General features: G+C 68.8%; 22 protein-coding genes and 1 pseudogene. 2 read left to right on the top strand and 21 right to left on the bottom strand.

Annotated features, from left to right (window positions below):
- Positions 1-75 precede the first annotated feature (75 nt).
- Positions 76-672 (top strand): TetR/AcrR family transcriptional regulator, encoded by a 597-nt coding sequence (locus AC1RJ9_RS12060; RefSeq protein ID WP_492837126.1) that lies wholly within the window; start codon positions 76-78, stop codon positions 670-672.
- A 2-nt stretch (positions 673-674) separates the two neighbouring features.
- Here AC1RJ9_RS12060 and AC1RJ9_RS12055 read toward each other — a convergent pair.
- From AC1RJ9_RS12055 to xylR, 11 genes and pseudogenes are all read right to left on the bottom strand, one after another.
- Positions 675-833, bottom strand: a pseudogene (locus AC1RJ9_RS12055) (hypothetical protein); the annotation flags it as partial.
- Positions 829-2,451, bottom strand: coding sequence for a family 43 glycosylhydrolase (locus tag AC1RJ9_RS12050; protein WP_492837125.1), 1,623 nt, complete (start codon positions 2,449-2,451; stop codon positions 829-831). The pseudogene AC1RJ9_RS12055 and the gene AC1RJ9_RS12050, both read right to left, overlap by 5 nt.
- 180 nt (positions 2,452-2,631) lie before the next feature.
- Positions 2,632-4,068, bottom strand: a complete 1,437-nt coding sequence (locus AC1RJ9_RS12045) for a sugar porter family MFS transporter (protein ID WP_492837124.1) — start codon at positions 4,066-4,068, stop codon at positions 2,632-2,634.
- Between the two features lie 266 nt (positions 4,069-4,334).
- Positions 4,335-4,928, bottom strand: a complete 594-nt coding sequence (locus AC1RJ9_RS12040) for a GNAT family N-acetyltransferase (RefSeq protein ID WP_492837123.1) — start codon at positions 4,926-4,928, stop codon at positions 4,335-4,337.
- Positions 4,925-5,158, bottom strand: coding sequence for a hypothetical protein (locus AC1RJ9_RS12035; protein WP_492837122.1), 234 nt, complete (start codon positions 5,156-5,158; stop codon positions 4,925-4,927). The genes AC1RJ9_RS12040 and AC1RJ9_RS12035 overlap by 4 nt, the downstream gene beginning before the upstream one ends.
- A 351-nt stretch (positions 5,159-5,509) precedes the next feature.
- Complete coding sequence (gene xylD, locus AC1RJ9_RS12030) at positions 5,510-7,285, bottom strand: xylonate dehydratase XylD (RefSeq protein ID WP_492837121.1); 1,776 nt, start codon at positions 7,283-7,285, stop codon at positions 5,510-5,512.
- Complete coding sequence (gene xylC, locus AC1RJ9_RS12025; protein ID WP_492837120.1) at positions 7,278-8,147, bottom strand: D-xylonolactone lactonase; 870 nt, start codon at positions 8,145-8,147, stop codon at positions 7,278-7,280. The genes xylD and xylC overlap by 8 nt, the downstream gene beginning before the upstream one ends.
- A 129-nt stretch (positions 8,148-8,276) precedes the next feature.
- A complete protein-coding gene (gene xylB, locus AC1RJ9_RS12020; RefSeq protein ID WP_492837119.1) occupies positions 8,277-9,023 on the bottom strand; it encodes a D-xylose 1-dehydrogenase in 747 nt (248 codons plus the stop codon).
- Positions 9,024-9,028: 5 nt separating this feature from the next.
- Entirely contained in the window at positions 9,029-10,465 is a 1,437-nt protein-coding gene (locus tag AC1RJ9_RS12015) for an aldehyde dehydrogenase family protein (RefSeq protein WP_492837118.1), read from the bottom strand.
- A 22-nt stretch (positions 10,466-10,487) separates the two neighbouring features.
- Positions 10,488-11,642 (bottom strand): fumarylacetoacetate hydrolase family protein, encoded by a 1,155-nt coding sequence (locus tag AC1RJ9_RS12010; protein WP_492837117.1) that lies wholly within the window; start codon positions 11,640-11,642, stop codon positions 10,488-10,490.
- A 160-nt stretch (positions 11,643-11,802) separates the two neighbouring features.
- Positions 11,803-12,858: a transcriptional regulatory XylR gene (gene xylR / locus AC1RJ9_RS12005; RefSeq protein WP_492837116.1), complete on the bottom strand. Its 1,056-nt coding sequence runs from the start codon at positions 12,856-12,858 to the stop codon at positions 11,803-11,805.
- An 87-nt stretch (positions 12,859-12,945) separates the two neighbouring features.
- Between xylR and mobA the strand changes: the two genes are divergently transcribed.
- Positions 12,946-13,461, top strand: a complete 516-nt coding sequence (gene mobA, locus AC1RJ9_RS12000; protein WP_492837115.1) for a molybdenum cofactor guanylyltransferase — start codon at positions 12,946-12,948, stop codon at positions 13,459-13,461.
- A 109-nt stretch (positions 13,462-13,570) separates the two neighbouring features.
- Here mobA and AC1RJ9_RS11995 read toward each other — a convergent pair whose 3' ends face one another.
- The 10 genes from AC1RJ9_RS11995 to AC1RJ9_RS11950 form a co-directional block, all read right to left on the bottom strand.
- The gene (locus AC1RJ9_RS11995; RefSeq protein WP_492837114.1) at positions 13,571-15,082 is read right to left on the bottom strand and encodes a sulfite reductase subunit alpha; all 1,512 of its coding nucleotides are present in this window, start codon (positions 15,080-15,082) and stop codon (positions 13,571-13,573) included.
- Entirely contained in the window at positions 15,082-16,083 is a 1,002-nt protein-coding gene (locus AC1RJ9_RS11990; protein ID WP_492837113.1) for an FAD:protein FMN transferase, read from the bottom strand. The genes AC1RJ9_RS11995 and AC1RJ9_RS11990 overlap by 1 nt, the downstream gene beginning before the upstream one ends.
- A 274-nt stretch (positions 16,084-16,357) precedes the next feature.
- Entirely contained in the window at positions 16,358-17,260 is a 903-nt protein-coding gene (locus AC1RJ9_RS11985) for a DUF4198 domain-containing protein (protein WP_492837112.1), read from the bottom strand.
- 8 nt (positions 17,261-17,268) lie between these two features.
- A complete protein-coding gene (locus AC1RJ9_RS11980; protein ID WP_492837111.1) occupies positions 17,269-17,805 on the bottom strand; it encodes a DUF2271 domain-containing protein in 537 nt (178 codons plus the stop codon).
- A gap of 11 nt (positions 17,806-17,816) precedes the next feature.
- Positions 17,817-18,446 carry a PepSY-associated TM helix domain-containing protein gene (locus AC1RJ9_RS11975; protein WP_492837110.1) on the bottom strand — a complete coding sequence of 210 codons (630 nt, stop codon included), beginning with the start codon at positions 18,444-18,446 and terminating at the stop codon, positions 17,817-17,819.
- Positions 18,447-18,557: 111 nt separating this feature from the next.
- A complete protein-coding gene (locus AC1RJ9_RS11970) occupies positions 18,558-20,516 on the bottom strand; it encodes an HWE histidine kinase domain-containing protein (protein ID WP_492837109.1) in 1,959 nt (652 codons plus the stop codon).
- Between the two features lie 114 nt (positions 20,517-20,630).
- On the bottom strand, positions 20,631-21,338 hold the full coding sequence (locus AC1RJ9_RS11965; protein WP_492837108.1) for a 2OG-Fe dioxygenase family protein: 708 nt from the start codon (positions 21,336-21,338) through the stop codon (positions 20,631-20,633).
- A complete protein-coding gene (locus AC1RJ9_RS11960; protein WP_492837107.1) occupies positions 21,335-21,724 on the bottom strand; it encodes a group III truncated hemoglobin in 390 nt (129 codons plus the stop codon). The genes AC1RJ9_RS11965 and AC1RJ9_RS11960 overlap by 4 nt, the downstream gene beginning before the upstream one ends.
- Before the next feature lie 239 nt (positions 21,725-21,963).
- On the bottom strand, positions 21,964-24,384 hold the full coding sequence (locus AC1RJ9_RS11955) for a glycoside hydrolase family 3 N-terminal domain-containing protein (RefSeq protein WP_492837106.1): 2,421 nt from the start codon (positions 24,382-24,384) through the stop codon (positions 21,964-21,966).
- A gap of 112 nt (positions 24,385-24,496) precedes the next feature.
- A complete protein-coding gene (locus tag AC1RJ9_RS11950; RefSeq protein ID WP_492837105.1) occupies positions 24,497-25,561 on the bottom strand; it encodes a tetratricopeptide repeat protein in 1,065 nt (354 codons plus the stop codon).
- Positions 25,562-25,610: the final 49 nt, after the last annotated feature.

Genomic DNA, 25,610 nt, shown 5'->3' with positions numbered 1-25,610 from the left:
CCTCCGCACCCCATGCCGTCGCCTGACCTAACGGAAATGTAATGCCAAGCGGGAATTTCCCAAGTGAAACCTTCGATGTCTGACGAGACGCATCCGAGCCGACCGTCGCCGGAATCGCGTCGCCAGCAGATTCTGGACGCGGCGTGCGAGCGGGTCAGGCAGTCGGGCTTCCATGGCGCCAGCATGGCGGACATCGCCAAGGCGGCCGGCCTGAGCGTCGGGCAGATCTATCGCTATTTCGAGAACAAGGAGGCGATCATCGCCGCCATCGTCGCCCAGGACCTGGCCGAGATGCGCGACAAGTTCGCCGAGATGGAGAGTCGGCCGGGCGCCCTGCTGGACGCGATCGAGGCGCACCTGCCCGAGGGCATCGACAAGTGCTTCGATCCGCGCCGCGCGACGCTGGCCCTGGAAGTCGTGGCCGAGGCCGCTCGCAATCCCAAGGTCGCCGCCATCGTCCGCGCCGCCGACGATCAGGAGCGGGCCCTGGCCCAGACCATGATGGGGCGCGATCGCAAGCCCGAGTGGAGCGAGGCCGAGTTCCAGGCGCGCTGCGAGGTCGTCGGCATGATCTTCGACGGCCTGCTGATGCGCGGCGTCAACCACCCGGATCTCGACCGCGACGCCCTGGCCGCGGTGCTGCGGTCGACGGTGCGGCACCTGCTGGGGTAGGGGCCCAGGTTCACGCAGGCGACGTTCGAGGTCACGCTCTGTGCCCGGAAACTGCCGCCCCAGCCGCTGTTCACGGCGGTGGTGGAGGCGCCGACGACAACGATCTTGGAGGCCAGAGGCGTTGCAGCAGGGCCAGCGCGAGCGGGGCGGCGCGTATCAATCCAGCGCCCGGTACTGGAAATTCCGGAACCGCGCCAAGCCCTTGCCGGCCGCGTAGAGGCCCGGTTTCAGCATCAGGAAGCCGCCCCGCACATTGTGATGGTAGCCCGAGACCTCCATGCCCCGGTCGAAGCGCTTCCAGGTTTTGCCGCCATCCCCGCTGGTATGGAAGCTGACGATGTGGCGGGTGTTGATCACCTTCATCAGCATCCGCGACCCGTGCGGATTGGCGGGCCGCCCGCGCTCGATGCCGTACTGATGGGTGACGAAATTCTTCTCGTCGAAGCCCAGGCCCGCATAGAGCTGGCGGTCGTAGAACAGGATCAGGCCTGCGCGGGTTTCCGGATCGATCTCGATGTCGCAGGTGATCTCGTAGGCGTGGTCGCCGTTGACGAAGATCAGCGGCGCGCCGCTGGACGGGGCCTCGCCGGCGCCCTTCAGGGTCATGACGCCATGGGCGCGACTGATGCGGCTCTGCTCGCCGGGCTTCGGATCGAAGAACGCCCACTGCACGCCGTACTTGTCGGTCGAGAAGTCGTCGGAAAGCGCCTTGCCGTGCGGGCCGGACTTGCCGCCTCTGGGCTTTGGAATGGGTTTCGACAGATCACCGCCGCCGACCTCGAACCAGCCGTCGGCGGTCCAGGTCACGGGGGCCAGCAGGGTCTGGCGGCCAAGCGTGTAATAGCCGTTCTCGTAGCCGTGATAGACCGTCCACCAGTCGCCCGGCGTCGGCCCTTCGACCAGGGTGGCGTGGCCGCGCGACCACCATGTCTCGCTGTTGTCGACCGTGCGGACGACCGGGTTGCGCGGATGGTCCTCCCACGGACCGGCCAGCGACTTCGAGCGCGCGACTATGACCATGTGGCCGGTCGGCGGGCCGGCGGTGCCGCCCACGGCGGTGACCAGGTAGAAGTACTCGCCGCGCTTCATCACCTTGGGGCCCTCGGGCGAGAAGCCCTCCACGTCCCAGTCATCCGGATAGCGCCACGGATTGTAGACGTGCTCGGGCTCGCCGACGGTCGACAGGCCGTCCGGGGTCAGCCTGATGCGGTCGCCGCCCGACAGGAACAGCCAGCGCTCGCCATGCTCGTCGACGATGTGGCCGGGGTCGATGTAGCGCGGCAGCTTCAGGTCGACCGGCTCGGACCAGGGGCCTTCGATCCTGTCGGCCCAGATCACGTAGCTGGTGTTGTTGTTCGGCTGCTTGGCCGGCAGGTAGATGTAATAGCGGCCCTTGTGCTTGCAGATCTCCGGGGCCCAGATCGAGCCGACATTGGTCTTCAGCGTGGTGACGACCGGGGTCCAGTTCACCAGGTCCCTGGAGCGCCAGATCAGCAGGCCCGGATAGGCGTCGAACGACGAATGGGTCATGTAGTAGTCGTCGCCGTCCTTCAGGATCGACGGATCGGGGTGGTCGCCGGCCAGGATCGGATTGAGGAACGTACCGTCGCCGAGGTCGGCCTTGCGCTGGCCCTCGATCCCCTTGGCCCAGGTCGGTCCCGCGACGGTCTTGGCGGGCAGCAGGCTCATCCGGGCGGCGTCGCTGGCGGCGGGCATGGCGGCGAGGCCGGCGCCGGTCAGCAGCGATCCCAGCGCGCCGCGGCGGTTGATGTCGACCATGTGCGTTTCTCCCGGACCCGCGCCTCCATTGCTCGAAGGGGCGCTCGTCACCGTTACCCTAGCGGCCCGGGAAAGGCGCTGTCCACCGGTGTCATTTTCTTGTTCCAAAGGATGAAACGATAACGAAAAAGCCCCGGAGGCGACCTCCGGGGCTTCGGTATCTTCAGGTGACGGCGGGGCTTAGCCCTGCATCGCCTCCAGCTCCTTGCCGCGCGTCTCGTCGATCAGCTTCTGGACCAGGAAGAACGAGACCACGGCGCAGACGGCATAGAAGCCGTAGGTCATGGGCAGGCTCGCCTTCTTCATGATCGGGAAGCTGAACGAGATGGCGAAGTTGGCGATCCACTGGGCGAAGCCGCAGACGGCCAGGGCCGAGCCGCGCATCTGGTTGGGGAACATCTCGCCCAGCATCACCCACATCACCGGACCCCAGGAGAGGTTGAAGAAGATCACATAGAGGTTGGCGGCGACCAGGGCGATCGGGCCGACGCTGGCGTCCAGGTGCAGGGCGCCGTTGACCATGGTGGCGGTCGAGAAGCACCAGGTCATCACGCCCAGGGTCACGGCCATGCCGGCCGAGCCGATCAGCAGCAGCGGCTTGCGGCCGATCTTGTCGATGACGGCGATGGCGGCCAGGCAGGCCAGGATCGACAGCGCGCCCGACAGGATGTTGATCTTCAGGCTGTCATCCTCGGTGAAGCCCACCGACTGCCACAGCACCGAGCCGTAGTAGAAGACGATGTTGATGCCCACGAGCTGCTGGAAAACGGCCAGCACCAGACCGGCCCACAGGATCGCGCGCAGCTTCCGGGTCTTGGGGTCCAGCAGGTCCGAGAACTTCGGCTGGTGGTCGACGGCCAGCGAGGCGCGGATCTCGGCGACCTTGGCGGCGCCCTGACCGGGGCCGAACAGGCGCGAGAGGATGGCTTCGGCCTGAGCGTCCTTGCCCTTGGCGACCAGGAAGCGCGGGCTTTCCGGGATCACCAGCAGGGCGAAGAAGAAGATGCCGGCCGGGATGACCTGCATCCAGAACATCCAGCGCCAGGCTGGCAGGCCCAGCCAGAACTCTGCGGTCGAGCTGCCGGCGGTGTGGGCCAGGGCGTAGTTGGCCAGGAAGGCGCCGGTCAGGCCGGTGATGATCATGATCTGCTGCACGGACGACAGGCGGCCGCGAATATTGGCCGGCGTGACTTCCGAGATGTAGACCGGGCACAGCACCGAGGCGGCGCCGACGCCCAGGCCGCCGATCAGGCGGAAGATCACGAAGACCAGCGAGGTGTGGGCCCCGCCGGTGCCCAGGGCGCTGACCACGAACAGCAGGGCCGAGATGATCATCACGGTGCGACGGCCCCATACGTCGGCCAGGCGGCCGGCGGCGAAGGCGCCGAAGGCGCAGCCGAGCAGGATGGCGGCCACGTTGAGGCCCTCGCCGGCCTCGGTCAGGTTGAAGGCGGCCTTCAGGCCGGTCTGCGTGCCATTGATGACGCCGCTGTCATAGCCGAACATGAATCCGCCGATGGTGGCGACGGCGACGATCCCGGCGATGAAGGCCATGTTGACCTTCAGCCCGTCGGCGCTCATGCCGGCGCTCGGACCGGCGTTGGATACTGAAGCCACAGGTTTCCTCCCCGTTGGGCCTACCGGCCCCGTTTGATGCCCTCGCGGTCCTTGTCAGACCTTTGGTTGCCGGCGACCTTAGTGTTACCGGTATCAGCGCGCAAGCGGTGGTTCTGGCGACCCCATGCCCGTGCGCGGGACTCACCCCTGCGCCTCTTCGATAGCAGAGGCGCGCGGGTTTCCGCGACGTCCGTTTCGTAGGACGCGCGAGGGCGGACAAGGCGGAATGGAAATCGGGTGTCCGGCGGCGAGGCCGGACGGCGGCGCTACATGATCGTCCGCGGCGCGCGGAAAAGATGCGCCCGGCGATCCTGGGCTTCGCCGCCAGGTTCGGCGGGGGACAGGCGCGGCCCGAGCTGTTCGATCTCATGCCAGGTCCAGGGCCGGGCGCTCAGCCGCTTCTCGTAGCGCCAGATCTTGAGAGGGTACCAGCCGCCCGGAATCTCGGTCGGAACGGTCTGGGTTCCGGTCAGGACCCAGCCGGCCTTCTGGTAGAAGCGCGCGGCGCGGGTGTTGCCGATGGCGCAGGCCAGCCAGGGCGTCTTGACCCCGGCTTCCAGCAGGCGGTCCTCGGCGTCGGCCATCAGCAGGGCGGCGATGCCGGCGCCGCGGGATTCTTCCTCGACATAGAGCTGGTTCAGCTCGTTGTCCTTGATCAGGTGGAAGCCCAGCGGCGCGCCGACCGGCCCCACGGCGCGGACGTGGGGCAGGGCCATGGCCATCCGGACGATGAAGCTGTCCAGCGTGCGTCGGGTCGCCAGGGCCTTGGGGACCAGCGGCAGATGGGCGTCCCGCCAGCCCTGCCACCACAGGCGGGCCAAGGGGCCGAGGTCCGGAGTCTGGGCGGCGCGAATGCTCATGACTTGTCCTCCTCGATTGGCGGCGAGGACACGGCGGGCCGCCGAAGGAGGGCGCGCACGGTTTTGACCGTCAGGATGGTTAAGGCCGCGATGGCGGCGGGGATGAGAACCAGCAGCCAGACCAGCACCACCAGGGCGAGCTGGAGCGCGCTCGTCACGACCACCAGGGTCGGCGATTCCTTGCGTTCATCCAGGGCTCGGCTCACCGATAACATGCTGTCCGCGCTCAAAAAAACCGCCCCCGGTCCCGTGAACATAACCTCGTTTTGAGTTTCAACCTAGGAGAGAATTTTACAATTGACTGCAGATTTTTTAGGACTTTCTTAATGTCCTTTTGGGTGGTCAAACAGGTTTACTTGGCTGCGACTGCGTCGCGGTAGCCTGGTTGGGCGGACAACAGCGCCGCACCGGCCAAGCCGCCATGCTGACGCCCCATTGGGCCTTGACGGTCCGTGTCCATGACCGCCACGGCGGCCGAGGCGCTGGCCCACGGCCGTTCTCGGCGACGGGCCGAGCGGCGATCGTTCTCGCGCGGCGAGGACTAGAAAAAAGCCCCGGATCGCTCCGGGGCTTCTTCGGTCTCAGTGGTTGTGCCGGGGGAGTTTCGACGCCAGGTCCTGGTACTTCACGGCGAACTCCAGCACCCCGCCGGTCTCCAGCTGGCCCGTGTGGGCGCGGTAGATTTCCTGCCAGGGAGTCATCGTCGCCGGGACAGCCGGAATACCTTCCTTCCGGCGCTCGGCGATGGTCGCCTCATCCACCAGGGCGTCGCAGCGGCCGGTGTTGAGGTCGATGCGGATGGTGTCGCCGGTGCGCAGCCACGACAGGCCGCCGCCGATGGCGCTTTCCGGCGAGGCGTTGAGGATCGAGGGGCTGTCGGCGGTGCCCGACTGGCGGCCGTCACCCAGCGTCGGAAGGCTCATGATGCCTTTCTTCAGCAGGTGATCCGGCGGCTGCATGTTGACCACCTCGGCCGAGCCGGGCCAGCCGATCGGACCCGCGCCCCGGATGACCAGGATGCAGTGCTCGTCGATCTCCAGCGCCGGATCGTTGATGCGGGCGTGATAGTCGTCCGAGCCGTCGAACACGATGGCGCGGGCCTCGAAGATGTCCTCTTGCCCCGGCTGGCTCAGGTAGCGCTCGCGGAAGTCCGCGCCGATCACGCTGGACTTCATGATCGCGAAGTCGAACAGGTTGCCCTTCAGCACCAGGAAGCCGGCCTTCTCGGCCAGGGGCTGGGCGTAGGGGAAGATCACCTCGCGGTCGTGGGTCTCGCGGCCCTCGAGGTTTTCGGCCATGGTCTTGCCGGTGACGGTCAGGACGTCGCCGTGCAGACGGCCCTGCTGCAGCAACTCCCACAGCACGGCGGGGGCGCCGCCGGCCCGATGGAAGCGCTCGCCCAGATACTTGCCGGCCGGCTGCATGTTGACGATCAGCGGGATGTCGTAGGCCGCGCGCCAGTCGTCGGCGGTGATCTCCAGGCCCGCGTGGCGCGCCATGGCCGCGATGTGTGGCTGGGCGTTGGTCGAGCCGCCGGCCGCCGCCACCAGGGCGATCGCGTTCTCGAAGGCCTTCTTCGTCAGGATGTCGAGCGGCTTCACATCTTCGTAGGCCAGGTCGACGATCCGCTGACCGGTCTTGTAGGCCATCTGACCGCGCTCGCGGTACGGGGCCGGGATGGCCGCGCAGCCGGTCAGCGACAGGCCCAGGGCCTCGGCCACGGCGTTCATGGTCGAGGCCGTGCCCATGGTGTTGCAGTGACCCGCCGAGGGGGCCGACGAGGCCGCGCGGTCGATGAACTCTTCCTCGGTGATCTCGCCGGCCGCCAGCTTGCGGCGCGAGCGCCAGATCACCGTGCCCGAGCCGACCAGCTCGTTCTCGTGCCAGCCGTCCAGCATCGGACCGCCGGAGAGGACGATGGCCGGGATGTTGACCGTGGTGGCGGCCATGATCCCGGCGGGGGTGGTCTTGTCGCAGCCGGTGGTCAGCACGACGGCGTCGATCGGATAGCCGTGCAGGGTCTCGACGAGACCCAGATAGGAGAGGTTCCGGTCCAGCGCCGCCGTCGGGCGACGGCAGTTCTCGAAGATCGGATGGACCGGAAACTCCATGGGGATGCCCCCGGCGTCGCGGATCCCGTCCCGCACGCGCGTCACCAGATCGAGGTGGATGCGGTTGCAGGGCGAGATGTCGCTGCCGGTCTGGGCGATGCCGATGATCGGCTTGCCGCTGCGCAGCTCCTCCGGCGTGATCCCGTAATTCATGAAGCGCTCCAGATAGAGCGCCGTCATGTCGATATGGTCGGGATTATCGAACCAATCGCGGGACCGGAACCGGCGGGGCGTGCGATCAGGCAAGGCGGACCTCGTGTTGGGGCTGGCCCGCGATATTGACCTCGATGGCGAACAGACCGCCGGCCAGCGGATACTGGGCCAGGGTCTCTTCGCTGAGGCCCTTGCGGGCGGTGGTGAAGAACAGGGTTTTCAGATCCGGCCCGCCGAAGCAGACCTTGGTGACGTTGGGCGCGGGCAGTTCGATGCGGCCCACGATCTCGCCGGCCGGGGACACGCGGATGACGCCGAAGCCGCCCCACAGGGCGATCCACAGGCAGCCTTCCGAATCGACGACCGTACCGTCCGGATAGATGTCGTCGCCCAGCTTCACGTGGACGAACGCGCGCTTGTTCGACAGCGTCCCATCCTCGGCCAGGTCATAGGCCCAGATGGTCTTTTCCAGCGTGTCGGTGTGGTAGAAGGTCTTGCCGTCGGGCGAGACGCACGGGCCGTTGGTGATGCAGATGTCCTTGTCCATCCGCGCCACGCCTTGGGCGTCCATGCGGTAGAGCGAGCCGCTCTTGTTCTCTTCGCCGTCGTGCATGGTGCCGAACCAGAGACGGCCGGCGGCGTCGACGGTGGCGTCGTTGGGCCGGTTGTCGAGCGCCTGATCCTCGACCTCGATCAGCGGGCGGAAGCCGATCGCCGGATGGAAGCGATGGATGCCGCCCTTCAGCCCGACCACGAACCCGCCGCGATCCGGCAGGGGCGCCAGGAAGGCGACCTGATCCGGGGCGTCGAAGCTGAAGTGGTCGCCAGTCACCGGATTGTAGTTGTGGATCTTGCGGCCCTTGATGTCGACGAACCATAGGGCGTCGCCGTGCCAGACGGGGCCCTCGCCCAGCGTGGCCTTGAGATCCCAGACGCAGGTGGCTTGAGCGGTCATATCATCCTCTTCAGATCCCTCCCCCTCGATGGGGGAGGGTAGGGTGGGGGTGAATAGGACATCGGCGGCCGAACCGCCACATCACCCCCATCCCCAACCCTTCCCCCATCGAGGGGGAAGGGGGCGTTGTCAACGCCACCCCGCGTCGATCCAGTATTCGTGACCGGTGCACAGCGCCGCGTCGTCCGAGGCCAGGAACAGCACCAGCGAGGCGACGTTCTCGGGCACGAGGCGGCCCTTCAGGCACTGGGCTTTGACGATCTCGGCCTCGCCTTCCGGCGTGTACCACTTCTCCTGGCGCTTGGTCTTGACGTTGCCGGGCACCACGCAGGTGACGCGGATGTCGTCGGGGCCCAGCTCGCGGGCCAGGGCCCGGGTCATGCCCTCGATGCCGGCCTTGGCGGTTTCGTAGAGGACCAGGTCCTCCAGGCCCAGGTGCCAGCTGATCGAGCCGAAGTTGATCACCGCACCGCCGCCGCGCTTGGCCATGCCCGGCGCGACGGCCTGGGTGCAGAACAGCATGTGGCGCAGGTTGACGTTGATCCGCTCGTCCCAATAGGCCCCGGTCACGTCGCCCAGCTTGTGGCGGTCGTCATTGCCGGCGTTGTTGACCAGCACGTCGATGTCGCCGATCTCAGCGAAGGTCGCCTTGATCGCGTCCAGGCTCATCAGGTCGCAGCGCTTGTAGACCGGCGGGATGGCCGAACCCGAAAGTTCGGCTTCCAGCGCCCTGGAGTCCTCGTCGGCGATGTCGAGGAAGATCACTTCCGCGCCCTGCCGCGCGAACCCGGTGGTGAGGCCGGCCCCGATGCCCGAGCCGCCGCCGGTGATGACGACGCGCTTGCCCTTCAGGCTGGGATAGATGGCTGACGACATGCTGCTTAGGACCACGAGTAGGAGGTTTTGGTCTGGGTGAAGAATTCGACCGCCGCGAAGCCTTGTTCGCGCGCGCCGTAGGAGCTGCTCTTCGAGCCGCCGAACGGCACATGGTAGTCGACGCCGGCCGTGGCCAGATTGACCATGGTCATGCCGGCCTTGGCGTGACGCTGGAAGTGGCGGGCGTATTTCAGCGAGGTCGTGGCGATGCCGGCCGACAGGCCGAACTCGACGCCGTTGGCGACCTCCAGGGCTTCTTCATACGAGCCGACGCGGATGGTCGAGGCGACGGGGCCGAAGACCTCCTCGTTGTTGATCCGCATGCCGGCCTGGGTGTCGGCGATCAGGGTCGGCTGCACGTACCAGCCCGGATTTTCGAGCTTCAGGCGCTCGCCGCCGGTGACCACGCGGCCGCCTTCCGAGGTGGCGATGTCGATGTACTTGTAGCTCGTCTCCATCTGGTCTTCGGAGACGGCCGGGCCGATCTGGGTGTTGGGGTCCAGCGCATCGCCGACGCGCAGGGCGGCGACCTTCTCGGCCAGCAGGGCCACGAACCTGTCGTGGACGCCGTCCTGGACGATCAGGCGCGAGCTGGCGGTGCAGCGCTGGCCGGTGGCGTAGAACGAGCCGTCCAGGGCGATGGCGACGGCGCGCTCCAGGTCGGCGTCGTCCAGGATGATCAGCGGGTTCTTGCCGCCCATCTCCAGCTGCACGCGGGCCTGGCGGGCCACGGCGGCGGCGGCGACCTGGGCGCCCACGCCCTGCGAGCCGGTGAACGAGACGCCGTCGACGTCCTTGTGCTTGATCAGGGCGTCGCCCATCGAACCGCGGCCGAACAGCATGTTGAACACGCCGGCCGGGGCGCCGCATTCCATCATGATATCGGCCAGCACGTTGGCGGTGGCCGGGGTCGGGCCGGCCGGCTTGATGACCACGGTGTTGCCGAAGGCCAGGGCCGGAGCCGCCTTCCAGGCCGGGATGGCGATCGGAAAGTTCCACGGCGTGATCAGGCCGAACACGCCGACGGCCTGACGATAGGTCTGCACCTCGACGCCGGGGCGGGTGCTTTCCAGGTTCTGGCCGTGGCGACGCAGGGCCTCGCCGGCGAAGTACTTGAAGATGCGGCCGGCGCGGACGGTCTCGCCAATCCCTTCGGCGACGGTCTTGCCCTCTTCGCGGGCCAGCAGGCGGCCGATGTCGGCGCTGCGGGCGATGATGGTCGAGCCGACCTTGTCCAGCAGGTCCGAGCGGACTTCCGGCGAGGCTTCCGACCACGACGGGAAGGCTTTCTTGGCCGCGTCGACGGCGGCGTCGACCTCGGCCTGGCCGCCCATCGGGACCTTGGCGACGACGTCGTTGGTGTTCGACGGGTTCAGGCTCTCGGCCGGGGCGTCGGCGGCGACGCGTTCGCCGCCGATATAGTGGCGCAGGGTGTCGGTCATCGCCGAGCTCCTTGGATCTGGATTAGAGCAGGCCGCGGCCGGCCAGGTTGCGGATCAGGGCCGAGATGCCGAAGGTCCACGGCTTGGCCCGATCGCAGGTGGTGACCTCGTTCTCGAGCACGCCCAGCTTCGGCGTCGAGACGCGGACGCGGTCGCCGACCTTGTGGGTGAAGCCCTGGCCGGGCGTGTCGCGGTCCTGGATCGGCGCGAACATGGTGCCCAGGAACAGAGCGAAGCCGTCCGGATACTGGTGCTGCTTGCCAAAGGCCTGGCCGGCCAGCACGGCGGGGTCACGGCTGATCAGGCTCATGTTCGACTTGCCGTCGAGCACGAAGTTGTCGCGGCCGGTGATCTTCAGCTCGACCTCGGCCGAGCGGACGTCATCCAAACCGAAGGCGTCGTCGAACAGGCGGAAGAACGGCCCGATCGCGCACGAGGCGTTGTTGTCCTTGGCCTTGCTGAGGAGCAGGGCGCTGCGGCCCTCGAAGTCGCGCAGGTTGACGTCGTTGCCCAGCGAGGCGCCGCGGATCTGGCCCTGGCCGTCGCACAGCAGCACGACTTCCGGCTCGGGATTGTTCCAGTGGCTGTCATAGCGGACGCCGACATGGTCGCCCCAGCCCATCGACGACAGGGTCGGCCCCTTGGTGAAGATCTCGGCGTCGGGGCCGATGGCGACCTCGAGGTACTGCGACCACAGGCCGTCCTTGATCAGGGTCTGCTTCAGGCGCTCGGCGCCCTCCGAGCCCGGGTTCACGCTGCGCAGGTCGCCGCCCATGCTCTCGGCCAGCTGCTCGCGGATCTTCAGGGCCTCGGCGGCGTCGCCGCGCGCGCGTTCCTCGATCACCCGCTCCAGGGTCGAGACGGCGAAGGTCACGCCGGCGGCCTTCAGGCATTGCAGGTCGACGGGGGCCAGCAGCTTCACGGCTGCGGCGCCGTCGGCGTCTTCCCACACAGGGCGGATGTCGAGGGCTTCCAGCGGCCCCTTGTCCTCGCCACGCGGGATTACGGAGCCGGGCGGATAGGCGTTCATCAGGTCGGCGACGGTGGGGGCGATCTTCGAGACGTCCTCGACACGACCGCCGCGCACCAGCACGGGCGTAGGGCCATCGCCGAAGTCGATGCGGCCCAGCAAGGTCGCGTCTTTCCAGTCTTCCGGAAGGAATTCACTCACGCCCACGGCGTCGTCTCCCCAAGTTCGAGCGTCTGGAAGCTGCCGACAGGCGGCGCTCGTTGATCAGGCACTTGGTAGCGCTAACATGTCTAAGCCGCAAGCGACTTGTCAGACCAATCCGCCAAACGCCGCGTCCCGCGCCGAGGGCGCGGCTGGCTAGGGTGATCTATTTGCTGACCGGCCCGCTGGAATCCCGCACGATCAGGGTGTGGGGATGCACGAGCTGCCTCGGCTCGCCGCTGCCGTCACGCTTGCGGCGGATCTCTTCCAGCACCAGGTCGACGGCGGCGCGGGCCATGGCGGCGATCGGCTGGTGAACGGTGGTCAGGGCCGGCCAGATGTTGTCGGCGATCGAGGTGTCGTCAAAGCCGACGATCGAGACGTCGCCCGGCACGTCCAGGCCCAGCCTGTGCGCCAGGCCCTCGGCGGCGGCGGCCATGTCGTCGTTGGCGGCGAAGATCGCGGTCGGCCGCGGCTCGGCGGCCAGCAGCCGCTCGGCCGCTTCCAGGCCGGAGCGATAGGTGAAATAGCCCTGCTCGACCCGGATGTCCTCCATGGGGATCCCGGCGGCCTTCAGGGCGGCCATGAACCCGTCCAGGCGTTGCTGGCTGACGGTCTGGTTCGGATGGCCCTTGATGAAGCCGAAGCGCTTGTGGCCCAGGCTGATCAGATGCTGGGTCAGCTCGTAGGCGGCGGCCTCGTTGTCGATGCGGATGGTGGCCATGTCGGTGCTGGTCATGCCCGGGGCGACGGCCACGGCGGCGGCGCCCGCGGCGCGAATCTCGGCCAGCACCTCGGGCGACTCGCACAGCGGCGGCGGCAGGATCAGACCGTCGACGCCGGTCTTCAGCAGGCGAGCCAGGGTGGCGCCAGCCAGCTCCGGTTCGGCGCACTTCTCGATGACGATCTGAGCGCCGGTGCGGCTGCTCTCATCCAGGGCCCCGACCAGGAACTCCGACAGGTAGCCGGTCGAGGGGTTGTCGTAGAGCAGGCCGATGCGGAAGGGCGCGCTGCCGGCCAGGCTGCGGGCCGCGGGGTTGGGGGCGTAGTTGAGGTCGGCGATGGCCTGTTCGACCAGGGCGCGGGTCCCGTCCTTGACGGTGCTCTCGCGGTTGATGACGCGCGAGACGGTCATCGGCGAGACGCCCGCCCGGGCGGCCACGTCGCGGATGGTGGCGCTCTGGGTCGTCCGACGACGCTGGCGCTCGACAGGCTGGCTCATTGTTACTTCGTCCCTTTGCGGGGCGGACACTAGACCGCTTCGGGCGCAGCTTGGAAGACCAGCGCAAAATCCTGCTAAGACGTGGACATGACCTCTTTCGGCGCGATCATTCTGTGTGGCGGCGCGTCCCGGCGAATGGGGCGCGACAAGGCCTTGCTCGATTGGGACGGCGCGCGGGCGGTGGACCGGGTGGCGGCCTTGGCGAAGGCGGTCGGCGCGGAGGCGTTGGTGACGGCGGGAGCGGATTTCGGCCTGCCGTGGGTTCCGGACGACGCGGACTTCGCGGGACCGGTCGGCGGGGTGCTGGCCGGGGCGCGGGCGCTGGGGACGGCGCGGCTGCTGGTGCTGGCCGTGGATGCGCCGACGGTGCTGCCGGAGGACCTGGCGCCGCTGCTGATGGGCGGCGGCTACTACGAGGGCCTGCCGGTTCCGATGGTGGTCGAGACGCGTGCGATTCCGGCCGACGCCGAGGCCGGGTGGCCCCTGCGTCGGTTCGTGGAGCGGGCGGGGTTGGTGAGCTTGCCTGTGCCGGAGGGGGCGATGGGAAGGCTGCGTGGGGCGAATACGCCGGAGGAGCGAAACTCTCTTCTAGGCCCAAAATAGCTTGTCATCCCGGCCGCAGCGAAGCGGAGAGCCGGGACCGCTACAAGCGCCGCGTTTACTGCGGTCCCGGATCGGCGCGCTGCGGCCGGGATGACAAGCTATTTTGGGCTCAGTACACGTCCCGCCGATAGCGCCCCTCGTCGGTCAGCCGCTCCAGCGTCTCGGCGCCCAGCACCTCGACCAGGGCCGCGTGGACGTCGCGTGACATCCCCTCCAGCGACCCGCAGACATAGATGGCCGCGCCATTGGCCACCCAGCGGCGCAACACGTCGGCCGCCGCGCGCAGGCGGTGCTGGACGTAGACGCGTTCGGCCTGGTCGCGCGAGAAGGCTAGGTCCGCTCGGTCCAGCAGGCCCGAAGCCCGCCAGCCCTCGATCTCCTCGCGGTGGAAATAGTCGTGGGCGGCGGTGCGCTCGCCGAAGACCAGCCAGTTCCATCGGACGCCCAGGGCCGCGCGGGCCTTCAGGTGGGCGCGCAGGCCGGCCAGGCCCGTTCCCGAGCCGATCAGGATCAGCGGGCGCGAGGCCTCGGGGGCGTGGAAGCTGCGGTTGGTCCGCACGCGGGCGTCGATCGTCCCGCCGATCTCGGCGAAACGACACAGCCAGCCCGAGCCCAGGCCCGGCGCGCCGTCGGCGCGGGGCATGAGGCGGACGATCAGCTCGGCGCCGCCGTCGCTGGGCAGCGAGGCGATCGAATATTCGCGGTGCGGCAGCGGCGACAGGCGCTCGGCCACGGCCTGGGCCGACAGGCCGCGCAGGGCCTCGATGGCGGCGGGCTCATGCGGCAGGCGCAGGCCCGACAAGGTGTTGGTGAGCGACGCGGGCAGGCCCAAGGCGGCGACCTCGGCCGGGTCGTTGCGCGGGCCGATCTCCAGGATGTCGCCGGCTTCCCAGGTCGCGCCGTCTGTTGGGACGAGGCGGATATGCCAGGCCTCGCCGCCGGGGCTGCCAGGGTTGAGCAAGGTCCGCTCGGCCAGGGTCCAGCGGCCGTAGGCGGGACGGCTCCAGTCGGGCGCGCCGGTGACGCCGGTGACGCCGGTGAGCAGGCTGAGCTGCCCCTGCCAGTGACGCAGGGCGGCCGGATCGCCGTCGTCGACCTCCACGCGGTCGAACAGCGGCGCGGCGCCGGACCGCGCCAGCCAGGCGTCCAGCGAGCGGCCGAAGGCGCAGAACGCGGCATAGGTCGAGTCGCCGAGAGCCAGCACGCCGTAGCGCAGGCTGGCCAGGTCGACCCCGTCCTTCATCACGTCGCGGATGAAGGCGCGGGCGGGATCGGGCGCGTCGCCCTCGCCGGTGGTGCTGACCACGAACAGGGCGGGGCCGGTCAGGTCGGCGGCGGTGACGCTGGACAGTTCGCGCAAGGTCACCGGCGCGCCGGCCTCGGCCAGGGTCCTTGCGGTGGCGTTGGCCAGCTCCTCGGCGAAGCCGGTCTGGCTGGCATAGGCGACCAGGATGGGTTCGCCGGCGCCTTCCGACAGGGCCAGGGTCGCCTTGCGTGTGGCGCGGCGGCGCAGGGTCTCGCGCAGGGCGACACCCGCGCAGAACAGGGCGTAGACGCCGGCCACGGCGCCGGCCTCGATCAGGCGGCGGGTCTCGGGCGCGAAGGCTGAGAGGTCGACCATCAGTCCAGCATCGCTCGCAGGGCGGGGGACAGACGTTCTTCCAGGCCGTCGGCGCCTCGGCTGACGATCAACGCGGCCAGGTCATGCCTCGCCGCGAAGGCTAGGGCGGCGTCGGGGGGCATGACCGTCAGGGCCGTGGCCCAGGCGTCGGCGCTCATGCAGTCCTTGGCCAGCACCGTGACGCTGACGGTCGCGTGGGTGGCCGGCGCGCCGGTGGCCGGGTCGAGCGTGTGGGCGTAGCGGCGGCCGTCGTGGTCGAAGAACCGGCGGTAGTCGCCCGAGGTGGCGACGGCCAGGTCGTGCAGGGCGACCATGGTGCGTTCGGCGTCATTGGCGGTCAGGCCATTGGGCGGCGGGCGCTCCAGCTCGACCCACCAGGGCTGGCCGTCGGGCTTGGCGCCGACGCCGCGCAGTTCGCCGCCGACCTCGACCAGGTAGCTCTTCACGCCGGCTCTATCGAGGGCCGCGGCGGCCTGGTCGACGCCGAAGCCCTTGGCGACGCCGTTGAGGTCGAGGCGAAGGCCGCCCGGCTGGAACAGGGCGTCGCCGTCCAGCGTCAGGCGCGTCCAGCCGCCGGCGTCACGCAGCGGGGCGACTTCGCTCGCCAGCGGCGGCCCTCCGGAAAAGGGGCGCGGGCCGAAGCCCCACAGGTCGGTCAGGGCGCCCAGGGTCGGGTCGAAGGCGCCGTTCGACTGTTCCGCCACCGCGATCGCGCGGCGCAGGACGATGGCGGTCTCGGCCGGCAGCATCGTCCAGCTCTCGGCGGCGGCGCGGTTGTAGCGCGAGAGGTCCGACAGCGGCTCCCACGGGCTCATCTGCGCGACGACGGCGTCGAGGGCGCGCTGGATCATGGCCTCGAGGGCGGGGAGGTCGGTGGTGGCCGGCAGCACGGCCTTGACCGCCCAGGTCGTCCCCATGGTCGCGCCGCCGAACGCGCGCACGGTCCCGCCGACGGGACGGGCGGGCGGCGTGGTCAGGGCGGGGACGAGGACGCGGGGCATGGCGCTCAAATCGAACCCTTCCCCCTTGATGGGGGAAGGGCAGGGTTGGGGGTGATGCGGCGGTGAGGCTGACGCGACGTCGCTAGAGCCCTTTAGCTTTAGATGGAATCATCTAAAGCGTTCAAAAGGGCTCTAAATGTTTGATTCTAGAGCCTGTTTATCCCGTTTAGATGGTTCCATCTAAACGGGACAGGCTCTAGTCCTGACGCGGCGCCACCCCCATCCCCGACCCTTCCCCCATCCAAGGGGGAAGGGAGCATTCAGCAGTCGACCTTTACGGCCGCTGGGCTTCGATCGTGGCGGTGTAGCCGGCGCTGTAGCCGTCGCCGGCCAGCGGCGTGGCCGGGCCCTGCTGGCCGCCGCCCATCCCGCCGCCCATCGCGCCACCGGGGCCGCCCGGACCGGGACCACGACCCGGCATGGCGCCGGTGCGGACCGTGGCGTTGATCCAGTACATGCCGGCTTCCGGCAGGGTGAACTTCAAGACGCCGTCGGCGCCGGTCTTCACCTTCATGTCGGGACGCGGGCTGTAGCGCGAGCCGCCTTCGGCGATCGTCACTTCGAGATCGGCGGCGGGCTTGCCGTCGACCAGGAACTTGAAGCTGGCGGGTTCGCCGGCGACCAGGTCGTTGGGGTGGGTGATCGGCACGAGTTCGAGACCCTTGCCGGTCGGCTTGAAGACCTCGGTCGTCGGCTTGTCGCGGGTGACGAAGGCTTCGTTGCGGTTGAAGCTCTTGATGGTCTTCAGGTCGGCGGCGCTGGCCGGGACCTGCTTGGCGAAGTCGTCCGGCGAGCCCCGGAAGCGCTTGACCTCGCCGTTCTCGGTGTAGCTGGCCATCACACTCTGGCTGGCCGAGCCGATCTTCCAGGTGCCCGGCTTGGTCAGGGCCACGTCGAAGGTCGAGCGGTACTTGCCGGTCGCGCCGTTCTGGATCTTGTCGACCGAACCGTCCGGCGCGGTGACGACCACGCCGTCCAGGCGCATGGCGTTGTGGTCGGGATAGAACAGCTCGTTGGAGATGGCCGCGTCGAACGTCACCCAGACGTCGCCCGACAGCACGGTGGCCGACGGCACGATCCAGCCCCGGTGGGCCGAGGCGGTCATCGGCAGGGCGAGAGCCACGCCCCCAATGAGCAGGGGGGCGGCGACGGCGAGCAGGCGCTTCTTGAAGGTCATGGCTTTTCTCACTTCACGGAAACGGTGACGGCGCCGAGTTCCGAGGAACCCTTGACCGTGGCGGGCTTGCCGGGCTTGCCCCCCATTTGGCCCCAGACGAACGGCACGCGGACGGCCTCGTGGCCGCCGACCTCGCGGGCGGCTTCGACGACCAGGTTATAGGCGCCGGGCTTGAGGTCCTTCAGCGCGCCCTTGGAGCCGGCGAAGACCAGCTTCTGCGGGCCTGGGGCGCGCGTCGCGCCGCTGACGCCGTCGGCCGGGAAGCTCATTTCGCGGCCGGCCTTGCGCCACCACTGGCGCATGTCCTTCAGCCACTTGGCGCCTTTGTCCTCGCGGTTGTCGGCGTCGTACCAGACGGCCAGGGTGCCGGCGGCGGTGCTGTCGGCCGGGTTCTCGATCCAGATCGCGACGTAGGGCTTGTGGTACTCGGCGACCGTCAGCTTCGGCACCTCGACGGTGACGTTGAGATCGGCGGCGAGAGCCGGGGCGGCGCCGGCGCCAAAGGCCGCGCCAGCAAAAGTCAGCAGGGAGATCGAACGCTTCACGGGGTCTGCCTCTAAAGGTGGACGAAAAGAATGACGAGAATGAGGGGCGCGGCCAGGCCCAGCCCGACCAGCGGCCAGGTCAGCGGCCGGGCGCGAGCGTGGAACTGCAGCAGGATCAGGCCGGTGACCGTGAAGATCACGCAGGCGCCGGCGAAGATGTCGATGAACCAGCTCCAGGCCTTGCCGGAATTGCGGCCCTTGTGCAGGTCGTTGAGCAGGGAGATCGCGCCGCGCGTGGTCTTCTCGTGCTCGACGGCGCCGGTCTCGCGGTCGATCGAGACCCAGGCGTCGCCGCCCGGCCGGGCCAGGGCGACATAGACCTCGTCGGCCGACCACTCACCTTCGCGGCCCGCCACCTCGGCGCCGACGGCCTTGTCGAGGAACGGCTCGAGCTGGACGGGCAGGGGACGCTTGCCCTCTTCCGGACCCTTGGCCAGCAGGGCCAGCAGATCCGGCGGCAGGGTCGCCTTGCGCGACACCACCACGGGCTTGGCCTCGATCTGGCCGGCGTGGTTCAGGGTGAAGCCGGTGATCGCGAACAGCAGCATGCCGATCAGCGACAAGGCCGCGCTGATCCAATGCCACTGGTGCAACTGCTTCAGCCAGAAAGAGCGGCGATGCTGATCGGCGGCGGATTTCACGGCGTCCTGACGAACCTCGGCGTTGAAGGTTCGTCCTTACTTGAGAACGAATTGCAATTTCAAGCCACAAGACTCGGCTGGGCTGTCCCGCGCCCAAAAGAAAGCGGAAGCCTACCGCGCCGCGCTTGGCGCGCCACGGGCCAGGGCGCCCAACAGGGTGCTGGTGGCGACGGGCTTCCTCAGAATGGGACCGTCGTCGACGTCGGGCTCCTGGTAGCCGGTCAGGTAGACGAACGGGATGCGCTGGTCGGTCAGGGCCGCCGCCACCGGGGTGATCAGGCGGCCGCCCAGATTGACGTCCAGCAGGGCGCGGTGGATCGGCTGGCCGTCGTTCAGCAGATCCAGCGCCTCTTCGATCGTGCCCGCGGGGCCGACGACCTTGGCGCCGGCGGCGGTCAGGACGCGGGCCAGCTCCATGGCGACCACGGCCTCGTCCTCGACGATCAGGACGTGCTGGCCGCGCAGGGCCGGGCCGTCGTCGACCGCCAGGCCGGGGCGATAGGCCGGGATGCTCTCGGCCGTGCGGGCCTGGGCGCCGGTCGGGATGTCGAGGCGGACCTCCAGTCCTTCCGGCCGCCAGTCCAGGGCAACGCGGGCGGCGGCCTGCTTGACGGCGCTTTCGATCAGGGTCGAGCCGAAGCCGCGACGCTGGGGCGGGGTGATGCGTACGCTCGCCGTCTCGCGCCAGATCAGATGCAGCGCGCCGTCGGCGCCCCAGCTCCAGGTCACCGATAGCCGCCCCTCCGGCCTCGCCAGGGCGCCGTACTTGGATGCGTTGGTGGCGAGTTCGTGGATCACCAGAGCCAGGGACTGGGCGGCCCGGGCGTCGATCAGGGCCGGTGGGCCGTCGATGGTCTGCTGGGCGGCGTCCTCGAAGCGATAGGCGTCCAGCTCCAGCCGCAACAGGTCGTGCAGATCGACGCCGCTCCAGCGGGCCGTCGACAGCAGGCTGTGGGCGCGGGCCAGCGAGCCGATGCGGCCCGACAGCGCCTCGACATACTGCGCCTTGCTGTGGAACGGGGTCAGCTGAGCCAGCGACTGAACCACGGCCAGCACGTTCTTGGCCCGGTGGTCCACCTCGCGGATCAGCAGGCGCTCGGTCTCGGCCGCACGCCTTAGGGCCTGGTCCGAGCGGGCCCGTTCCCGGGCCGTCCAGATCAGCTCGGCGACCTCGGCGGCGAAGGCGACCTCGTCGGGGGCGAAGGTTCGCGGTTTCTGGTGGCAGATATAAACATAGGCCGACAGCGCGCCGTTCTTGACCAGGGAGATGGTCATGAAGGCCCGCACGCCGAGGGTGGCGTAGGCCTCCAGGGCGTCCGCCGCGTTGGTGCGATCGTCCAGCGCCACGTCGCCGACCGTGACCGCGCGACCGGCGCGCATGTCGGCGCTCATCGTGGGGCCGAAATCCTCGAGGCGGATTTGCTGCCCTCTCAACGGGGCGACGCTGCGATCGGCCCCCCCGTCGTCAGCGACGATGTCGGCCACGTCATTGACGAAATCCATCTCCGCATAGCCGGCCCGCGCCACCTTCAGGTGCTCGGTCAGCATCCGCGCGGCGGTCTGGGCGATGGCCAGGGGATCGGTCTCGTCGCGCAGTTGCTGCCCCAGATCGAGCAAGGCCCCGCGCCGCCGTTCGCCCGCCAGCATCCGCTCCAGCTCGGCGGCGGCGGTCTTGCGGTCGGTGATGTCGTTGACGAGAACGTAGTAGCCGGGAATCTCGCCGTCCTGGGCGATGTCCGGCACGTACCGCGCCTCGACGTGGCGAACCCCGACGCGCTGGTAGTTGTACTCGGTCTCGAAGATGACGCTCTCGCCGGTCAGGGCGCGGGCCGCATGGTCGCGCACCTGGTCATAGGCCAGCGCGCCGAGAACCTCCTCCAGGGTCTTGCCCTCGATCTGCGAGCGGTCGACCCCGAACCAGCGCTCGTAGGCGCGGTTGACGAAGCGATAGCGCTGCTCGCGGTCGACATAGCTGATCAGGATCGGAACGGCGTCGGCCATCGCGCTGGAAAAGACGGCGCGTCGCTCCTGCGGCGGATCGCCCGGCAGGCCTTGGTCGTCTCGAGACATACGCGGACGCTCAATCTTGTCGAAGGGCCAAGCCTCACCGTGTCACGTTGTGATCGCCGTCCAAACGGTCGCGCGGTGAGGCAAACGGTCGCAGGCGCAACCGCGCCGCGAGCTTTACCGTGGCGCGTCCGGGTCCTGCCTGTATGTGACGACCAGCACATCGCGCAGGGCGGGCCGTTCCGGATCGTGCGGCCGGATCGGCGTGACGCCGTGCAGCACGCGGTGGTCGTCCAGGAATACGGCGTCGCCGGGCGCGGTCAGGGTGAAGGAGCCCAGGCTGGTCCCGTCCGGCGCGTAGATGTCGGTGACGCCGCTGTCGACGTTGCGACGATCCACCAGCATGACGATCACCCAGTCGACGCCGTCGCGATGCGCGCCCTCGGGCGTCGGCAGGCCCGCCTCGTCGGCTCGGGCCTCGATGCGGAACTGGTGCAGCTCGACGTGCCACGGCGTGGCGGGCGATCCCGACAGCGGGTGGAAGCGCTCCAGGCCGGCGCGGATGACGCCTTGCGTTACCGGGTGTTCGGCGATCGCGTCGGTGACGGGCTCGAACCAGCGCTGCACGCCGCCGTTCAGCGGGTTGTAGTCGCGGCTCTGCCAGTGCGGCTGGTGCGGCTTGCGGGAGACCTCGCCCGGCAGGGCGGCGAAGGCCGCGAACCGCCGGCGACGATAGCGGCCGCCGTCGGCCATGAAGCCGTCGAGGGGAAGGTCGTTCCAGCTTTCGGCGAAGGCCGGCCACTGGGCCATGGCCTCGGCGCCGAGCAGGGCTTGGGTTTCGGGAGCCTCGAAGCGGACGAAGCCCTCGTCGGCCAAGCCGCTCAAGCGACCGCGTCCGGCTTGAAGAACACGCCGAGCTTCAGGCTGCGGGCGATGCGCTCGGCCTTCTGGCCGACGATGGCGGCGCGCGGGGCGTCGAACAGCTCGACGCAGGTCTGATGGAAGAGGTTCAGCCACGGCATGAACAGGCCCTCGGTCAGGCCCTCGACGTGCTGATGGACGGTCACCGGCTGGCCCTTGTAGCGGCCGGAGGTGTTCAGCACCGACGACCAGAAGTCCTTCAGGGTCGCCAGGTGCGCGGGCCAGCCGTCGGGACCGATCGCCGTCTCGAAGATCGGACCCAGGCGATGGTGGCGACGAACGCGCGCATAGAAGGTCTCGACCAGGGTGTCGATCTCGGCGTCGGTGAAGGGGGGCGGGGGAACGGCCATGGCTGGGAAGATGGCCCTTTACGCCTCGGGACTGAAGTCCCGGTGCGGTAAAGATTGGCTTGCGATTGTTACTTAAGGTTCGCCCGAACCCGATCGCCAAACTCGTCTCCCCGGCGAAAGCCGGGGCCCAGATTCATCCAGAGCGTCTTGGGTTGGCCTGCTAAAGGCTTGGCGAACCCTCCCACGCTCGTGGGTTCGATCTGGGTCTCGGCTTTCATCGGGAAGACGGATGTGGAAGCTTACGCCACCGTCAGCGTCGCCTTCTTCAGGTCCACCGAGTTCGGCCCGACCAGGATCGAGAAGTCCCCCGGCTCGACGACGCGCTGCATGTCGAGGTTCCAGAACCACAGGTCCGACGGCTTGATCTCGAAGCTCACCGTCGTCCTGGCGCCGGCCGCCAGGGTGACGCGCTTGAAGTGCTTCAGCTCCAGCACCGGACGGGTGACCGAGGCTTGCTCGTCGTGGATGTAAAGCTGGACCACCTCGTCGCCGGCGACCTTGCCGGTGTTGGCCACGTCGATCTCGACCTTGACGCTCTCGCCCTGCCCTATCTTCGCTTTCGCCAGGCGCGGGGCCGAGATGTCGAAGGTCGTGTACGAGAGACCGAAGCCGAACGGATAGAGCGGGCTGGTGTCGCCCAGCAGATAGCCGCGGCGGGCCGTGGGCTTGCGGTTGTAGTAGATCGGCAGCTGGCCGACGTCGCGGGCGATGCTGACCGGCAGCTTGCCGCCCGGATTGGCGCGGCCGAACAGCACGTCGGCGGCGGCGTTGCCGGTCTCCTGGCCGAGGTACCAGCCCTCGATGATGGCGTCAGCGCGCTGGGCCAGCAGGTTGATCGACAGCGGGCGGCCGTTCAGCAGGAACACCACCGTCGGCTTGCCCAGGTCGAAGATCGCCTTGGCCAGGTCGTTCTGCTGGCCGATCAGGTCCAGGCTGTCGCGGTCGCCCAGGTGGTTGTCGGCCCAGGCCTCGCGGCTGGTCTGTTCGTTGTCGCCCAGCACCATGACCACGACGTCGGCCTTCCTGGCGACCTCGACGGCTTCGGCGATCAGCCTGGCGTTGACGGCCGGGTCGACCAGCTTGACCTCGTCCTGCGCCCAGATGCGCTGTTCGGTGATCCGCACGGCCTCGGCGTAGTCGAGCGTGAAGCCCTGGGCCTTGGCTTCGGCGGTCAGGCCCTCGTGGATCGAGACCACGTGGCGCGGAATGTCGGAATAGCCGCCGATCGGCGTGTCCTTGGCGTGGGTGCCCAGGAGGGCCAGGCGCTTGATCTTCTTGCCGTCCAGCGGCAGCAGACCCTTGTCGTTCTTCAGCAGCACGGCGGCCTTGCGGGCGGCCTCGCGGGCCAGGGCGACGGCGTCCGGCGTCGCGGTCTTGGCGTCGGCCGTCTTCTCGTCGCAGTAGGGGTTCTCGAACAGACCGCCCTCGAATTTCATGGTCAGCACGCGCGAGACGGCGGCGTCGATCTCGAACTGCGGGATGCGGCCGGCCTTCACCAGCTGCGGGATCAGGGCGTAGGCCTCGCCGTCGGGCAACTCGACATCGACGCCGGCGTGCATGGCCATCACCGCCGTCTGGCCAAGGTCGGTGGTCAGCTTGTGGCGGGCGATCAGCTCCTTGATCGCGAAGTAGTCGCTCTGGACCGAGCCCTTGTAGCCCCACTCCTCGCGCAGAATCTTGGTCAGCAGCCAGCGGTTGGCGTGCGAGGGCACGCCGTCGATCTCGTTGTAGGACGGCATGACCGCGCGGACCGGCAGCTCCTTCACCGCCCGTTCGAACGGCGGGAAGAAGTTCTCGCGCAGGGTGCGCTCGGCGATCTGGGCCGGGCCGACATTGGTGCCGTTCTCGGGCTGGCCGTGGCCGGTCATGTGCTTGAGGGTGACGAAGACCTTGTCCTTGGCCAGCGGCAGGGTCGTCCCCTGGAAGCCGCGGATGGCGGCCAGGCCGATCTCGGCGCAGACATGCGGGTCCTCGCCATAGGTCTCCTCGATGCGGCCCCAGCGCGGGTCGCGGGCCACGTCGACCACCGGCGCCAGCGCCAGGTTCGAACCGCGGGCGCGCATCTCGCGGGCGGCGACGGCGAAGATCTTCTCGGTCAGCTCGGTGTCGAAGGTCGAGGCCAGGGCGATGGCCTGCGGGAAGCTGGTCGCGTCACGGGCGACATAGCCGTGCAGGGCCTCGTCGTGCATCAGCAGCGGGATGCCCAGGCGCGTCTTCTCCACGGCCCACTTCTGGGCGGCGTTGGTGTAGCGCGCCGTCTCCTTGGCGTTGCGGTTGACCGCGCCGTCGTCGGCGCCGGCCGCCGCGTCGATCACCGTGGCGGGCTTGGCGCCCTTGCGGTCGGACGGACGCGAGATCTGGCCCAGGCCATTGGGGAAGTTCTTGCTGGCCTCCTCCGGCGAGAACTCGCCCTCGGAGGTCTGGATCCTGTTCTTCGTGAGCCAGATGCCGATCAGCTGGGCGGCCTTCTCTTCCAGCGTCATGCGGCCCAGCAGGTCCTGGACCCGGGCGTCGATCGGCTGGGCGGCGTCCTTGTAGAGCGGCTTGTCGGACTTGGCCTTGGCGGCCCTGTCGGCGGCTTGCGCGAGGCCGGGCATGGCGGCGGCCGACAGCGCCGCGAGGCTCGCGCCGAACAGGCGGCGGGTGAGGGTGGTGGTCATCCGTTTGTTTCCCCGAAGGTGCGCAATGGCCGGCGGCTCTGGGGCCGCCTTCGTCAAGGCACTATGGAGGCAGTTGTCAGACCACTCAAGCCAGAAATGGTACCGGTCTCATTCAATCGCCGGGACGTCGGGTCCAGTTGGCCGCAAAGGCTTGGGCGCGCGCAATCTCGTCCTCGCTCATCTCGACGGCTAGGGCGTCCAGTGAGGCCACGGCGGAGTCGCGATAGTCGATCGCCGAGTGGTTGTTGGCCTTCAGCGCCAGGGACAGCCATTTGTAGGCCTGGACCGTGTCCTTGGGGACGCCGCGCCCGGCCTGCAGCATCTGACCCAGCCGCCATTGGGCCAGGCCGACGCCGGCGTCGGCGGCGCGTTCGTAGAGAGGCGCGGCCTTGGTCAGGTCGACCGGCGTCCCGCGTCCCAGCGCGTAGGCTTCGGCGAGTCCCGCCAGCCCGTCGCGGTCGCCCTGAGCGGCAGACCGGCTGTACCAGGCGAAGGCCTCGGCGTTGTTTGGCGTGACGCCCTCGCCGAGGACGTACATCTCGCCGACGGCGGCCTGGGCGAAGGCGTAGCCCGCCTCGGCCGAACGGCGGATCAGAGCGTAGCCCGTCGGCTTGTCGTTGGGGACGCCTATGCCCTCACCATACATCAGACCCAGCGCGAACATCGACTTGGCGTCGCCATGGTCGGCGGCCATGCGCAGCCAGCGCGCCGCCTTGCCATAGACCGCCATGTCCATGGCCAGATCCCCCGCGGCCTTGGCGGCGGGAAGGTCGCCGGCCTCCGCAGCCAAGCCCAGCCAGTGCAGGGCCTTAGCCTTATCGACGGGCACGCCTTCGCCACGTTGGTACAGGCGACCCAGGGCGTACATGGCGCGAGGCCAGCCCTTTTCGGCGGAGCTCTGGTAAAGGGTTTGAGCCTTGTCGAGGTCTCGCGGAACGCCCCAGCCCTGGTAGTACATCAGGGCCATCCGGCCTTCGGCCCGTGGCTCGCCGGCCTGGACCAGCGGGCGCAGCAGGGCCAGCATGGTCGTGTAGTCCCGCTGCTCGAAGGCGGCGTCGAATGGATCGGCGGCTTGGACCGCAGTCGATTGGGCCAAGGCCGAACCCGCGAGCGCTGCCGCCAGCACCGTCCCGGCCAGGGACGCGCGCAGCCATTTTGGCACGACTCTAGGATGCAAAGCTCGACTCCTGCTCAATCGGGGTCTGTCTCGCAAGATGCCGGCCAGC

Source organism: Caulobacter sp. GW822-FHT07D08, assembly GCF_058798735.1.
Note: the sequence above shows the minus strand (reverse complement) of the source record. Positions and strands in the feature narration are given on the sequence as shown.